The organism is Psychrobacter raelei (genome assembly GCF_022631235.3).
Lineage (GTDB): Bacteria > Pseudomonadota > Gammaproteobacteria > Pseudomonadales > Moraxellaceae > Psychrobacter > Psychrobacter raelei.
Genome location: NZ_CP093310.2, coordinates 2959975 through 2973644 on the forward strand (window position 1 = coordinate 2959975; position 13670 = coordinate 2973644).

The 13670-nt window shown below is 45.2% G+C and carries 12 protein-coding genes, 2 tRNA genes and 1 rRNA gene; 3 read left to right on the plus strand and 12 right to left on the minus strand.

Annotated features, from left to right (window positions below):
* Window positions 1-319: 319 nt before the first annotated feature.
* From MN210_RS12390 to MN210_RS12405, 4 genes are all read right to left on the minus strand, one after another.
* Window positions 320-395: transfer RNA gene (locus MN210_RS12390), tRNA-Ala, on the minus strand.
* 10 nt (window positions 396-405) lie between these two features.
* Window positions 406-482 (minus strand) — tRNA-Ile (locus MN210_RS12395).
* A 61-nt stretch (window positions 483-543) separates the two neighbouring features.
* Window positions 544-2078: ribosomal RNA gene (locus MN210_RS12400) — 16S ribosomal RNA — on the minus strand.
* A 675-nt stretch (window positions 2079-2753) separates the two neighbouring features.
* Window positions 2754-3389, minus strand: coding sequence for a DNA glycosylase (locus MN210_RS12405; protein ID WP_338412289.1), 636 nt, complete (start codon window positions 3387-3389; stop codon window positions 2754-2756).
* A 307-nt stretch (window positions 3390-3696) separates the two neighbouring features.
* On the opposite strand from MN210_RS12405, the gene upp reads away from it, so the two are divergent.
* Entirely contained in the window at window positions 3697-4335 is a 639-nt protein-coding gene (gene upp, locus MN210_RS12410; protein WP_011961471.1) for a uracil phosphoribosyltransferase, read from the plus strand.
* Window positions 4336-4451: 116 nt separating this feature from the next.
* Here the strand turns inward: upp and MN210_RS12415 are convergent, their stop codons facing one another.
* The 4 genes from MN210_RS12415 to hemC all read right to left on the minus strand — a co-directional run bounded on the left by MN210_RS12415 (window position 4452) and on the right by hemC (window position 7688).
* Window positions 4452-5123: a hypothetical protein gene (locus MN210_RS12415; protein WP_338412290.1), complete on the minus strand. Its 672-nt coding sequence runs from the start codon at window positions 5121-5123 to the stop codon at window positions 4452-4454.
* Between the two features lie 38 nt (window positions 5124-5161).
* Complete coding sequence (locus tag MN210_RS12420) at window positions 5162-5647, minus strand: acyl-CoA thioesterase (RefSeq protein ID WP_155587298.1); 486 nt, start codon at window positions 5645-5647, stop codon at window positions 5162-5164.
* A gap of 73 nt (window positions 5648-5720) precedes the next feature.
* Complete coding sequence (locus MN210_RS12425; RefSeq protein WP_338412291.1) at window positions 5721-6599, minus strand: uroporphyrinogen-III synthase; 879 nt, start codon at window positions 6597-6599, stop codon at window positions 5721-5723.
* Between the two features lie 69 nt (window positions 6600-6668).
* Window positions 6669-7688: a hydroxymethylbilane synthase gene (gene hemC / locus MN210_RS12430; RefSeq protein WP_011961475.1), complete on the minus strand. Its 1020-nt coding sequence runs from the start codon at window positions 7686-7688 to the stop codon at window positions 6669-6671.
* A 334-nt stretch (window positions 7689-8022) separates the two neighbouring features.
* Between hemC and argH the strand changes: the two genes are divergently transcribed.
* Complete coding sequence (argH, locus tag MN210_RS12435) at window positions 8023-9408, plus strand: argininosuccinate lyase (RefSeq protein WP_041773855.1); 1386 nt, start codon at window positions 8023-8025, stop codon at window positions 9406-9408.
* A gap of 27 nt (window positions 9409-9435) precedes the next feature.
* Window positions 9436-9735, plus strand: a complete 300-nt coding sequence (locus tag MN210_RS12440; RefSeq protein ID WP_110817160.1) for an oxidative damage protection protein — start codon at window positions 9436-9438, stop codon at window positions 9733-9735.
* 84 nt (window positions 9736-9819) lie between these two features.
* Here the strand turns inward: MN210_RS12440 and phoU are convergent, their stop codons facing one another.
* The 4 genes from phoU to pstC form a co-directional block, all read right to left on the minus strand.
* On the minus strand, window positions 9820-10569 hold the full coding sequence (gene phoU, locus MN210_RS12445; protein WP_110817161.1) for a phosphate signaling complex protein PhoU: 750 nt from the start codon (window positions 10567-10569) through the stop codon (window positions 9820-9822).
* Between the two features lie 87 nt (window positions 10570-10656).
* Window positions 10657-11568 carry a phosphate ABC transporter ATP-binding protein PstB gene (pstB, locus tag MN210_RS12450; RefSeq protein ID WP_011961479.1) on the minus strand — a complete coding sequence of 304 codons (912 nt, stop codon included), beginning with the start codon at window positions 11566-11568 and terminating at the stop codon, window positions 10657-10659.
* Window positions 11569-11654: 86 nt separating this feature from the next.
* Window positions 11655-12554 carry a phosphate ABC transporter permease PstA gene (gene pstA, locus MN210_RS12455; protein WP_011961480.1) on the minus strand — a complete coding sequence of 300 codons (900 nt, stop codon included), beginning with the start codon at window positions 12552-12554 and terminating at the stop codon, window positions 11655-11657.
* 147 nt (window positions 12555-12701) lie between these two features.
* Window positions 12702-13652, minus strand: coding sequence for a phosphate ABC transporter permease subunit PstC (gene pstC / locus MN210_RS12460; protein WP_241878727.1), 951 nt, complete (start codon window positions 13650-13652; stop codon window positions 12702-12704).
* Between the last annotated feature and the right edge of the window lie 18 nt (window positions 13653-13670).

Below are 13670 nucleotides of genomic sequence, written 5' to 3' on the forward strand. Positions count from 1 at the left end.
TCTTTAGTCTGTAATTATAACGATATCACCTTGATAATTTACGCTTGATTCAGTTCTCTTTACTTTGTAACCAACCCCTTGGGATAACAACTGATGTCATTAAAAGGTTGGTTACTGGTTAGACAATGGCTCAGTGAATGATTCATCGTCTAACCGTATTACAACTCATATCTATGTTTTTAAATAGTAATAACGCTGTCATCCAGTCGTCATATAATTTCTGTATAAAACAGAAGTAAGTAATCGTTTCTAGCTTTTTATACTAGCCAATTGCTTAATTCTGGCTTATGTCTTTTCACTCTTAAATCTGCTTCCAATATGGTGGAGCCAAGGAGAGTCGAACTCCTGACCTCCTGCGTGCAAGGCAGGCGCTCTACCAACTGAGCTATGGCCCCGTATTATAAGTGGTGGGTCTGATAAGACTTGAACTTATGACCCCCGCGTTATCAACACGGTGCTCTAACCAGCTGAGCTACAGACCCTTAAGAGCTTGCTAAATCAAAGAACAACTTGTTGTGAATTCTTGCTGACCGGATGCGTCAATAAGGAGGTGATCCAGCCGCAGGTTCCCCTACGGCTACCTTGTTACGACTTCACCCCAGTCATCGACCACACCGTGGTGAGCGCCCTCTAAAAGTTAGGCTACCCACTTCTGGTGCAATCAACTCCCATGGTGTGACGGGCGGTGTGTACAAGGCCCGGGAACGTATTCACCGCGGCATTCTGATCCGCGATTACTAGCGATTCCGACTTCATGGAGTCGAGTTGCAGACTCCAATCTGGACTACGATAGGCTTTTTGAGATTCGCATCACATCGCTGTGTAGCAGCCCTCTGTACCTACCATTGTAGCACGTGTGTAGCCCTGGTCGTAAGGGCCATGATGACTTGACGTCGTCCCCGCCTTCCTCCAGTTTGTCACTGGCAGTATCCTTAGAGTCCCCGGCCAAACCGCTGGTAACTAAGGAAAAGGGTTGCGCTCGTTGCGGGACTTAACCCAACATCTCACGACACGAGCTGACGACAGCCATGCAGCACCTGTATTCTAATTCCCGAAGGCACTCCCGCATCTCTGCAGGATTCTAGATATGTCAAGACCAGGTAAGGTTCTTCGCGTTGCATCGAATTAAACCACATGCTCCACCGCTTGTGCGGGCCCCCGTCAATTCATTTGAGTTTTAACCTTGCGGCCGTACTCCCCAGGCGGTCTACTTATTGCGTTAGCTGCGTCACTAAGGAATCAAGTTCCCCAACGACTAGTAGACATCGTTTACGGCGTGGACTACCAGGGTATCTAATCCTGTTTGCTACCCACGCTTTCGAACCTCAGTGTCAGTATGATGCCAGGAGGCTGCCTTCGCCATCGGTATTCCTTCAGATCTCTACGCATTTCACCGCTACACCTGAAATTCTACCTCCCTCTCACCTACTCTAGCCTAACAGTATCAGATGCAGTTCCCAGGTTAAGCCCGGGGATTTCACATCTGACTTATTAAGCCACCTACGCTCGCTTTACGCCCAGTAATTCCGATTAACGCTTGCACCCTCTGTATTACCGCGGCTGCTGGCACAGAGTTAGCCGGTGCTTATTCTGCAGCTAATGTCATCGTCTATGGGTATTAACCATAGAGTCTTCTTCACTGCTTAAAGTGCTTTACAACCAAAAGGCCTTCTTCACACACGCGGCATGGCTGGATCAGGGTTGCCCCCATTGTCCAATATTCCCCACTGCTGCCTCCCGTAGGAGTCCGGGCCGTGTCTCAGTCCCGGTGTGGCTGATCATCCTCTCAGACCAGCTACAGATCGTCGCCTTGGTAGGCCTTTACCCCACCAACTAGCTAATCCGACTTAGGCTCATCCAATAGCGAGAGCGCAAGCGCCCCCTTTTCCCCGTAGGGTGTATGCGGTATTAATTCGAGTTTCCCCGAGCTATCCCCCACTACTGGGCAGATTCCTAAGTATTACTCACCCGTCCGCCGCTCGTCAGCAAGAAGCAAGCTTCTCCTGTTACCGCTCGACTTGCATGTGTTAAGCCTGCCGCCAGCGTTCAATCTGAGCCATGATCAAACTCTTCAGTTTAATCTTGCTATGAAGCTCTTTAAAGAAGCTTCTAAACTTGGCTCATTCAATACTAGCAAATTGCTTTTCCGTATGTTTCATATAATGAATTAACTTCGAGTTTTTCTACTAATAAAGAATGATAATTTTTATAGTTAGTCACATCACCGAAAAGATGACGTCCCAACTTTAATTTTTAGCATCCTAAATCAGCAAAAATCCACACAAGTTGTTCTTTGATTTAAGCTTTTAAATAGTTGACTTATTACGTCGTCCGTATTAAGTTAATCACACTAAGAGAAGTTTAAGCAATTTGCTTTCCTACTTAGCGAGCCATCCAGTATACCATCAATTCGGTATGTGTCAAGCTTTTGTTTTAATTCGTTTCATCAGGTAACAATCTCTAAATCTTATCGATTATCAATCCCGTTGTCCCGATGAGGTGCGTATTATAGACGCTTTATTTTCTTAGTCAAGGGCTTTTTTCGCTTTATTTGATTTTTTATCGTTTGGTGTATTACCAATCTTATTTTAACCAAATCCACTAAAGTGCTTCCTTAACAGGAGATAAAGTATACTAGACTCTAGAAGATTAAGCAAACAGCCTGAGTTAATTTTATTAATAAAATCAAAATTTTGACATAGCCCACTCTCTTTTCATCTTATCTATGCGCTGGTTTTTCTGTCCACTAGCGATTAGAGCTTCCCCATCGCTTGGAAGAAATCCCGATAAGCGGCTACTTTTTTATCTAAAGCCAGTGGATACGCACGAGAGGTCGATGGCAACCTATATAAAGTAAGCTGACGCCCACCATAGTTATAGTCTATATGCTGATTGGTTTTGGGCATCTTAGATTTAGGAATAGCTTTGCCTTGCTCTTGCGCTAATAAGTCCATCAGGATTTCTGTCGCTTTACCGCCAGTGGTAAATAGTACGTCAACTTTTGGAACTTGGTTCAATACCTGCTTTAAATTAACCGCTTCTACAATGGTTAAGTCCTTATCTGCAGCATTACCTTGCTCACGGATGGCTTTTTTTACGGTGGGACACGAGGCAATAGCGTGCTGACTCAAAAAATCCTTAATACGCTCAGGATCAAAGCGCTTCTCATCGCCCACACGAAAGTAGTCTGCATCATCAAAAAACACCCGGCCATATATACGCCACATATCATTATAGAAGTTAGGATAATGAAATGGCATCGCCCACTTATCTTGGGTTGGTGGAAAAGTTCCCATCATCATGATAGTAGCATTGCTGGGTAGCACTGGCTTAAAGGGATGACTCTCTATAGGCAGCTCTTGCAAATGGTTTTCTCTTGTCGAACTCAAGGGATTAGCTCCTTATTTTGTCTCTTGTTATTTTTTTAAAATCAACGTGATTATTGCTTTTTATTTCACTGGGTAAGTACTTGAGTTTTAAATAGTGTTTTTAAAATAGCTTGTAACATAGAGTATCTGAACTACGAAGTCTGTCAGTTGCTTTTGTTTTATTGGTATAATTGTTTTGTTAACTGCATTCCATATGTTTGGGTGCAGCATTTTTTTATCCAATTTATATTGTCACTTGTATCCCCTTGATACTCTGCCCTAAATTCAAGCCCGCTGTTCCCACACAGACGATGCTCAAAGAGGTTTTATGAACAATTTAAACATAGAAATTATTAAACACCCTTTAGTGCGCCACAAACTGAGCTTAATGCGTGCCAAAGACTGTAGTACTTATAAATTCCGCACCTTAACCAGCGAACTTGCTCGCTTAATGGCCTATGAAGCGTGCCGTGACTTTGAAATCGAAGAATTCGCTATGCAGGGCTGGGATAATACAGAGATTACCGGTGAGCAAATTGTTGGTAAAACTGTGACAATCGTACCTATTCTACGTGCCGGCCTTGGTATGTTAGATGGTGTGCTCGACTTAATCCCGACTGCCAAAATCTCTATGGTGGGTTTGCAGCGTGATGAAGAGACACTACAGCCTGTACCATTTTTTGAAAAGCTAGTGGCTGATGTCGATAAGCGTCCTGCACTGATTATCGATCCGATGTTGGCCACTGGTGGCTCGATGGTAGCTACTATTGATATGCTTAAGAAAAAAGGCTGCTCTACGATTAAGGCATTAGTATTGGTTGCAGCGCCTGAAGGCGTACGTTTGGTAAACGAAGCGCACCCAGACGTGAAGATTTATACCGCCTCTTTAGATAGTCACTTAAATGAAGATGGCTATATCATCCCAGGTCTTGGCGATGCAGGTGATAAGATTTTTGGTACTAAATAAGTGTTTATGACCAACCATCAAAAGCTATCGAGTCATTAGCCATAACTCGCTATTTGCCATAACCAACTACTGGCGATAATGAGCCAATAATCATAGCAAGTAGCGAGGGCAACAGCTTAGCTTATGCGATAATGCCTAATCAGATATTGCCTGTCTGATTGGGTATTTTTTTTGATCGCGTCCTCTTTGACCAACACCAACTGAGTGAAATCTAAAATCATCACATCATTGCGTCGCCCATCTCGAGTGCGCTTATTGTGCTTGATGGCAAAGGCTTTGACCTTATCAGACTGGGCTGTGATGAGGTTAATAATGATTGGATCGGTGGCTTTGGCTTTGCTATAAGATCGCAGTGCCTGCTGCAAGGCTTGATACGGATTCACAGTCGCAATGAGCAGTTTTTCTTGACGCACGCTCTTAGGCAGCACACCACCAAACAATAACACTTGTCCCACAGGTAACCGCTGAGTATGGCGCATCAGCTCATAGCGAAGCAGCTCGGGCATATCGCTATTAAATACATCTTCGTTTTGACGATAAAAGGCGCTGAAGCTGCGCTGTATATAACGTCCAAATACGGTAAAGTTCACCCAGTCTTGGTAGTGGGCATTGTGCTGTAGATGCTGACTAAACTGCTGCTGTGCTTGGGCGATACTCTGAGCACTCGAGGCATCTGTTAAATCCGAGTTTTGTAATAACACAGCGATAAGCGCTTGTGCACTCTTAAAGCTTTTGTCTTGCCACAACAGTGGATATAGGCTCTCATCCAATAAAGGTAAAGCTGGCACAAGTTGTGTTGGGGGGCGTTTGACAAATAAAGAAAACATCAAATTTGGGGACTGTGGCCGGCAGCCTTTTCAAAGGCCAATATATTGCTGCGCTCGGTCGTCGACCAAGGCAGCTTCTTTGTACCCTCTTTATTTAGACGCACCAGCACTGACTCTCCTGTGGCCACTAAAGCTTGCTGAGCGGTACTAAAGTAAGCGTATTCCATAATAATACTGGTATTACCTAGCTTCTTAGTACGCACGCCGATTAACAAAGTATCTGGGAATACCACAGGCTTTAAATAAGTACAGCTCGACTGCGCCAATACGGTCGTCACCTCATTACTAAAAGCGCCCAGCTCATTAAGATAATTGATACGAGCCGACTCCGCATATCGGTAATAGACCACGTTGTTGACATGATTAAAGGCATCCATGTCATTCCAGACCACATTTTGCACATAAATACTGCCAAAGCCGGCTAAAGCTTCAGGCGGCTTAACATGCTCGCTTAAAAATTCACTGCTAGAAACGCTCTGGCTCATGGTAATAAACAATCCTTATGCAATTGGCTGACTCATGGGGTGAAACAAGACTGCCAGTAATTTTAAATTAACCTCAAGATAAATCAGAGTACAGAGCGCTAACCCCGCGCCACACCTCAGATGTATCCAAATTCTCAATACGCACGCAGTTTAGTTGTAGCTGGTTTAAGGTATCCGTTAAGCGCTTTCCAAAGGTCAGATAGTTAAAATCATTTAATTGATAGTTAGGCACGGCCTTATCTGATATCTCATCTATCGAAGCCATCAGCAAGCGCCAATTGGTAAACGCTTCACCACTGCTGATTAGTACCAAAGGCTTGTGCTTAGAGTTAGCGTCTGGGTTGTCTAATGGGCTGATGTGTAAGCTATTTAGGCCATTTAAGTTAATTGCATCCGGCAATCTCGCTACTTCCGACAAACCCAGCTGTGGCAGCAGCTGCTTAAAATCATGCTCAGCCTGTGGTGGGCATTGGCGCTGATACCAAGCAATGGCATCGACACCCACGCCATTTTCTTGCAAAAAATTCACCAAAACTCGGCGGCCACCTCTGCCTCGCCAGACCAAGATACGATTACCCACCCCCAAGCGGTTCAGCTGAGGCATAAGCATCATACCTTCATTGCTGTACTCTACAGGACAATGCACTTGCCAGCCGGCAACGCGTAACACCTCGGCTGTGGCATGGCCTACCGCAATCACCGCACAGCGAGGAACAAAGCCTACCGGACACGCCGCCAGTCCCATACGAGCCGCAGTGGGACTGACCACTACCAAAGCCTGATATTGATCTGGCTGCTGATAAAAATGCTGTTGATATTGCTGCTCTCTTTGGCCAATCTCAATCGCTGTCAACTCAAGCAGCGGCAGTTCTAGTACCGTCAACCCTTTATCTTGCATGGCCTGCGTTAATGGCTGCGCACGTTCGATGGGACGGGTATTGATAAAAATCATAGCACCCCTTTAAGTGAGGTCATTTAAAGTTCAAGCAAATGGCGCCTAAGTTGGCAACACCCCCAATCATCACGCTTTGTCTTTATTGTTGTAAATGGTCGCTAATATACCATCTGCACCCAATGACAACAGCTCATCTGCCACATCTATACCCAATTGCTCAGCTTGTGCTTCACGGTCTGCTTGATTACCCATCAAAGCAATGCGCTTGTCAGCTTTAAGTAGAGTCGTTCCATCTTCTGAACCCACACGGCCACGTAGCCATAGGGTCTTGTTATGCGACCCTGTGTCGTCATTTTCAGCCCCTTTTTCAATGACAGCAAAAGCGGCAATCGGCACCTGACATCCCCCTTCCAAACGGCGGTTCAAGGCACGCTCTGCCATGAGACGAATACGGGCTTGGCCATCGTTTAATGGCTTTAATAAGCTCAATACCGCGTCATCATCGCTACGACATTCAATGGCTAAAGCGCCTTGACCCACGGCAGGCAAGCTGATATCGATATCAATCTCTTGTTTGATACGATCACTTAATTCAACACGCTTTAGACCACTGGTCGCCAAAATGATGGCGTCATACTCGCCGGCATCTAATTTGCTTAAACGGGTCTGAACATTGCCACGCAATGACTTAATGATTAAGTCGGGGCGATGTGCCTTTATCTGACATTGACGACGCAAACTGGCCGTACCCACTACTGCACCTTGGGGCAGCGCATCTAGTGAATCATAGGTATTTGACACAAAAGCATCGGTTGGGGTTTCACGCTTACAGTAAGTGCCCAAGATTAACCCTTCAGGCAAAACCATTGGCACATCTTTTAATGAATGCACAGCGATATCAGCACGGCCATCATACAATGCCTGCTCAAGCTCTTTAACAAACAACCCTTTACCGCCAATTTTCGCCAGCGGGGTATCTAAAATCTTGTCACCTTGAGTAACCATAGTCACTAGATTCACCTCCAAATCTGGATATAGCGACTCTAGACGTGCCTTAATGTGCTCTGCTTGCCACATGGCTAAGGGGCTTTTACGAGTGGCAATATTAAGGGTTTTTAATGAGGTGGTGTGGGCTGATGTGGTCATAAATATCTTTTATTAGTATAAGTAGAAGAAGAAAGTATAAATACCCTCATATTTAACCATAAATAAAGGGGTAATGCAGTGTTGATATGTTTGTGTGGGCGCTTAGCACTTAAGTTTCAAGGCTTAACGCACAAAACTGGGTGCTAAAAACAGCGGCGGCTTAACTAGCATGGCTGGCGTCTGGTTTGCTATACTGCTTTAAGTATTCTAACCGCTTTGTGCCCTTTACTGGATTTTAACCGATATGACTGCAAATAACGATTCGACCCCTCTTGCAACCGATACAGCCACTACTACTTCTAACGCCAAAGCTGGCAGTGGACAAGGCCAACAAATGTGGGGCGGCCGCTTCTCTGAGGCTACCGACAGCTTTGTTGCCGCCTTTACCGCCTCAGTAGGCTTTGACCAGCGCTTCGCCAAACAAGACATCCAAGGCTCTATCGCTCATGCCACTATGCTGGGTAAATGCGGTATCTTAACGCAACAAGAAGTAGACACCATTATCAGTGGTCTACATCAAGTGCAACAAGAAATTGATGCTGGTGAATTTAACTGGTCTATTACGCTTGAAGATGTGCACATGAATGTTGAATCTCGCTTGACCGACATTATTGGCACTGTGGGTAAAAAGCTGCACACAGGACGCAGCCGTAATGATCAGGTGGCCACCGATATCCGCCTATGGTTACGTCAAGAAGTCGATAACATTGTTGAGTTGTTGGTTAAATTACAATCAGGTCTACTGACTTTGGCTGAGCAGCATACAGATACCATCATGCCAGGCTTTACCCATCTGCAAACTGCACAGCCCGTAAGCTTTGGTCATCATGTATTGGCTTGGTTTGAGATGTTAAATCGTGACACAGAGCGCTTAATTGACGCCCGTCGCCGTATCAACCAAATGCCTCTGGGTAGCGCCGCACTGGCCGGCACCACCTTCCCTATCGACCGTACCATCACCGCTGAGCTGTTGGGCTTTGAAGGTATTTGTGAAAATTCACTAGATGCGGTATCTGATAGAGACTTTGCGATTGAATTTACTTCTGCTGCGTCTATTTTGATGATGCATTTATCGCGCATGAGTGAAGAGATTATTCTGTGGATGTCAGCACAATTTGGCTTTGTACAAATCCCAGATCGCTTCTGCACCGGCTCATCCATCATGCCGCAAAAGAAAAATCCAGATGTGCCAGAATTAGTGCGTGGTAAAGCTGCCCGCGTCTTTGGTCAACTCATCACGCTACTGACACTCATGAAAAACCAGCCATTGGCGTACAACAAAGACAACCAAGAAGACAAAGAGCCGTTATTTGATTGCGTAGATACCCTAACCGGCTCACTACTTGCATTTGTCGATATGTTGCCTAATATAGTACCTAATAAGGAAAACATGCGCGCCGCCACCATGAAAGGCTATGCCACAGCCACCGACTTGGCTGACTACTTAGTGCGCCGCGGCGTTGCTTTCCGTGATGCCCACGAGGTAGTGGGTAATGCTGTTGCTCTAGGTATTAAACAAGGTGTGGATTTAAGTGAATTAAAACTTGAGCAATTACAGCAATTTAGTGATGCTATTGGCGATGATGTATTTGATTATCTGACCTTAGAGGGTTCACTGGCTGCGCGTGACCACTTAGGCGGCACAGCGCCAAACCAAGTCATCCAAGCCGTGGCTCGTGGTCGCAAACGTCTGGAAAAATACAATAGCAATTTGAAATAATCAGTTGATAATTAATAGGATAATACAATGACAGCGACTTTTGACCCAAAAGCCAATATGGTATTTTGCCGTAAGTATCAGCAGGATTTACCAAAAATGCCAAACCCACCTTTTCCTAATAAAAAAGGAGAGGAGCTCCAAAACACGGTTTCAAAAAAAGCGTGGGATGAGTGGTTAGAGCTACAAACGATGCTGATTAATGAAAACCATTTAAGCATGATTAACCCTGAGGCCAAAAAATTCATCACCGAACAGCGTGAGAAGTTTTTTGACAACGCCGATTATGAGCGTCCACAAGGTTGGACACCTGAAGGTGACAACCAGTAAGCCGCTTACTTCGCCACAACTCAGTAATCAAAAAAGGAGCGCTCATTTGAGTGCTCCTTTTTTTTGGCAGACATGTTGAGCCTGTTAATCGCCGCTATTGGTATTGGTGCGAGCCGCAATATTATTAGAGGCCTCTTGCACCGCCTGTTCCACGGTGACAAAGTCGGTATGGCGCACATCTTTGCCACTGGTGCAATAAATCACCAATTCAGCAATATTGCGCGCATGATCGCCTACCCGCTCTAACGCCCGCAGAACCCACAGAATATTAATAACTTTGGAGACATGACGGCTGTCTTCCATCACATAAGTCATTAATGAGCGGCTGGCCGACTGATATTCTTCGTTGACCACCTCATCGCTTTGCAGCACCATAAAAGCTTGTTCAGGATCCATACGGTTAAAAGCATCCAGCGCATCCAATAACATCACTCGGACTTGATTGGATAAGTGCTGCACTTCAGAGTAGCCCCGCGGAGAGACGCCTTCTTTTTTAAGCTTGCAAGCCATACGCGCAATTTTACTGGCCTCATCACCTACCCGCTCTAAATCCACCACCCCTTTTGATAGGGCCATTATCAACCTTAAGTCGCTTGCGGCAGGTTGGCGTTTGGCAACCAATAAGATCACCTGTTCATCAACCTTAATCTCCATCTGATTAATTTGATGATCAGCTTCAATCACAGTAGAGGCCATTTCCTCATTACTATCGACCAACGCGTGCGTCGCTAAGGTGACCTGCTCAGCTGCCATACGACCCATCTTTAAAAATAAATCAATGCACTGATTTAGGTCATGATCAAAGCTTCGAGACGAGTGCTTTTCAGTGAACATTGTAAGGCATTCCTAAAGTTGGAAAATATCATGCAAGATAGTGATAGACAGGTAATCATAAAAACCCCAGTCCAAGTCAATACTGTGTTAGCCATAACGGCCGGTAATATAGTCTTCCGTGGCTTTTTGAGCCGGATTGGTAAAGACTTGATTGGTCTCACCCATCTCAACCATATCGCCCAGATACATATAAACTGTGTAATCAGACACACGTGCCGCCTGCTGCATATTGTGGGTCACAATAGCGATGGTATAGTCGTGTTTTAAATCTTCAATTAAGTCCTCAATTGCACCAGTTGAGATAGGATCGAGGGCTGAGGTTGGCTCATCTAACAGCAATACCTCAGGCTTGGTTGCGACGCCGCGAGCGATACATAAACGCTGCTGCTGGCCGCCAGATAAGGATAGACCAGAGGCTTTTAGCTTGTCTTTGACTTCAGGCCAAAGGGCTGACTTTTTAAGCGCCCACTCCACACGCTCATCAAGCTCTGATTTGCTAAGCTTTTCGTACAAGCGCACACCAAACGCCACATTGTCATAAATAGACATCGGAAAGGGGGTGGGTTTTTGGAATACCATACCAACACGGGCACGCAGTAAGTTCACATCCACTGATTTATCTAAAATGTTTTTGCCATCAAGATTAATCAAACCTTCAGCACGCATACCAGGATACAGATCATACATGCGGTTAAAAGTACGCAGCAAAGTAGATTTTCCGCAGCCTGAAGGACCAATGAAAGCGGTGACTTTTTTCTCTGGAATATCGATATTGATGTTTTTTAGGGCTTTAAAATCGCCATAATAAAAGCTCAAATCACGCACCTGCATTTTAGCGGCTGGCATGTTGTCTGGTATATCCGCTAGCGTTTGCTGGTTAAAGCTTGTGGTATCCGGCTGAGCAATTTGGGCACCGGTAGTCATCGGCTGGCCCAGTAAGCTTGTCGCTTGCGTGCTGGTGGTTTTATTCACAGGTTTTCTCTTTAATGTATCACTCATAATTGTGTCCCATCTTGCGTGCAGTATGTGCTGTCATTGGTTGACTTAGTGCTTGTGCGTCATGTGTTGCTAAATTCAGTTTGGGCTTAGCGGCTTTGCTCTTTGCCACTGATTAAACGGGCCAAGATATTTAGTGTCAGTACCGTCATGGTAATAAGTAGTGCCGCCGCCCAAGCTAGTGTGTGCCAGTTATCATAAGGGCTTGAGGTAAACTGATAGATGGTATTGGGCAAATTGGCCATCGCCTGATTCATATCGGTACTAAAGAACGGGTTGTTAAAGGCGGTAAATAGTAAAGGCGCTGTCTCACCAGTAATACGTGCAAAGGCTAATAACACACCGGTCGTCAAGCCCACTCGAGCCGCTTTAACCGTCACTGTGGTAACCAGCTTCCATTTAGGGGTACCTAAGGCATAAGCAGCTTCGCGTAAAGTGTTGGGTACGAGGTTAAGCATGTTTTCTGTGGTACGTACCACAACTGGAATCACAATCAGTGCCAAAGCCAATGCACCAGCCCAACCTGAGAAGTGCTGACCTTTTACCATCAGCGCGTAGATAAATAGACCGATAACAATTGAAGGTGCCGATAATAAAATATCATTTAAAAAACGGGTTACTTTGCCAAGCCAGCTGCCTTGTGAGAATTCCGCCAGATAAATGCCGGCCATCATACCGATAGGCGCTCCAATAAATAAGCCTGAGAAAGCCAACATGATAGAGCCAACAATGGCGTTACGTAGCCCACCCTCAGTCTGTGGCGGCGGCGTGTCTGCCAAAAAGATCGGCATGTCTAAAACCGCTTGAGAGCCTTCAACAAACAAGGTAACTAAAATCCAAGCCAACCAAAACAAGCCAAATGCCATAGCAGAGATTGCAAAGCCCAAGCCAAGCTTATTAATAAAGCGGCGCTTACTATAAAGACCTTTGTTATAACGGCTCTCAAAACTTGAGGTTGAAATGGCAGTAGTGGCATTAGCAGAACGCATTGGCTTTTTTCTCCGTATTTATCAAAAACCACAACCGCGGCTTTGACAAACTTATATTCGGTCATTTAATTCGTTGAAATAAAAAATCGTTGGTAAACGTTGGTAAATACTGATAAACAGTGAAGACTTGGTCGGTGACTAGAGTGACTAATTGCCTGCTTTTTTGTCGATACGCATCAGCATAAGCTTTGAGATAGACAGTACAACAAAGGTAATAACAAACAAGATTAGACCCAAATGTAGCAACGAAGCTAAGTGTAATTCACTGCCCGCCTCCGCAAATTCGTTGGCCAAAGCTGAAGTGATGGTTACCCCTGAAGTAAACAGGCTTGGGCTAATGTTATAAGCATTACCGATTAAGAAGGTCACCGCCATTGTCTCTCCCAAAGCGCGGCCCAGACCCAAAATCACCCCACCGACTACACCCGCTTTGGTGTAGGGCAAGATAATTTTGAACATCACCTCCCAAGTGGTCGCACCCATGCCATAAGCTGACTCTTTTAATAAGTCAGGTACGACGGAGAACACATCACGCATGGTGGCTGCAATGAAAGGAATGATCATAATGGCCAACACTAAAGAGGCGGTAAACATACCCAAACCAATTGGGGCACCAGCGAAAAGCTGACCCACCACTGGCAGTGAAGAGACATGCTCAATAAACCACGGCTGAATATAAGTGCTAAAAAATGGTACGAATACAAACAGCCCCCACATACCATAAATAATAGAGGGAATACCCGCCAGCAACTCAATAGCGATGCCCAAAGGACGCTTTAGAAATGCAGGGCACAGCTCAGTTAAGAAGATTGCAATACCGAAGCTGACTGGCACAGCGATTAAAATGGCAATAACTGAAGTGACCAAAGTGCCATAGATGGGCGCTAATGCGCCGTATTTATCCTCTACCGTATTCCAGTCATTACTGGTATAAAAGCCCAGGCCAAACTCTTGGATACTTGGCCAAGCTCCTATAATTAATGACAGTAAGATACCGCCTAATGACAATAACACCAGTATCGCAAATGCTTTGGTCGCATTAACGAATAAAAAATCATAACGCTTTTGTTTTGCTAACTGGGAGTGTAGATCTGCCATGACAGCCTCGTTTTATTG

Bases quoted from the DNA above. Each gene is read 5' to 3' on its own strand.
- upp (WP_011961471.1), top strand. From the start codon at position 3,697: ATGAACAATTTAAACATAGAAATTATTAAACACCCTTTAGTGCGCCAC.
- MN210_RS12420 (WP_155587298.1), bottom strand. From the start codon at position 5,647: ATGAGCCAGAGCGTTTCTAGCAGTGAATTTTTAAGCGAGCATGTTAAG.
- MN210_RS12425 (WP_338412291.1), bottom strand. From the start codon at position 6,599: ATGATTTTTATCAATACCCGTCCCATCGAACGTGCGCAGCCATTAACG.
- hemC (WP_011961475.1), bottom strand. From the start codon at position 7,688: ATGACCACATCAGCCCACACCACCTCATTAAAAACCCTTAATATTGCC.
- argH (WP_041773855.1), top strand. From the start codon at position 8,023: ATGTGGGGCGGCCGCTTCTCTGAGGCTACCGACAGCTTTGTTGCCGCC.
- MN210_RS12440 (WP_110817160.1), top strand. From the start codon at position 9,436: ATGACAGCGACTTTTGACCCAAAAGCCAATATGGTATTTTGCCGTAAG.
- phoU (WP_110817161.1), bottom strand. From the start codon at position 10,569: ATGTTCACTGAAAAGCACTCGTCTCGAAGCTTTGATCATGACCTAAAT.
- pstB (WP_011961479.1), bottom strand. From the start codon at position 11,568: ATGAGTGATACATTAAAGAGAAAACCTGTGAATAAAACCACCAGCACG.
- pstA (WP_011961480.1), bottom strand. From the start codon at position 12,554: ATGCGTTCTGCTAATGCCACTACTGCCATTTCAACCTCAAGTTTTGAG.
- pstC (WP_241878727.1), bottom strand. From the start codon at position 13,652: ATGGCAGATCTACACTCCCAGTTAGCAAAACAAAAGCGTTATGATTTT.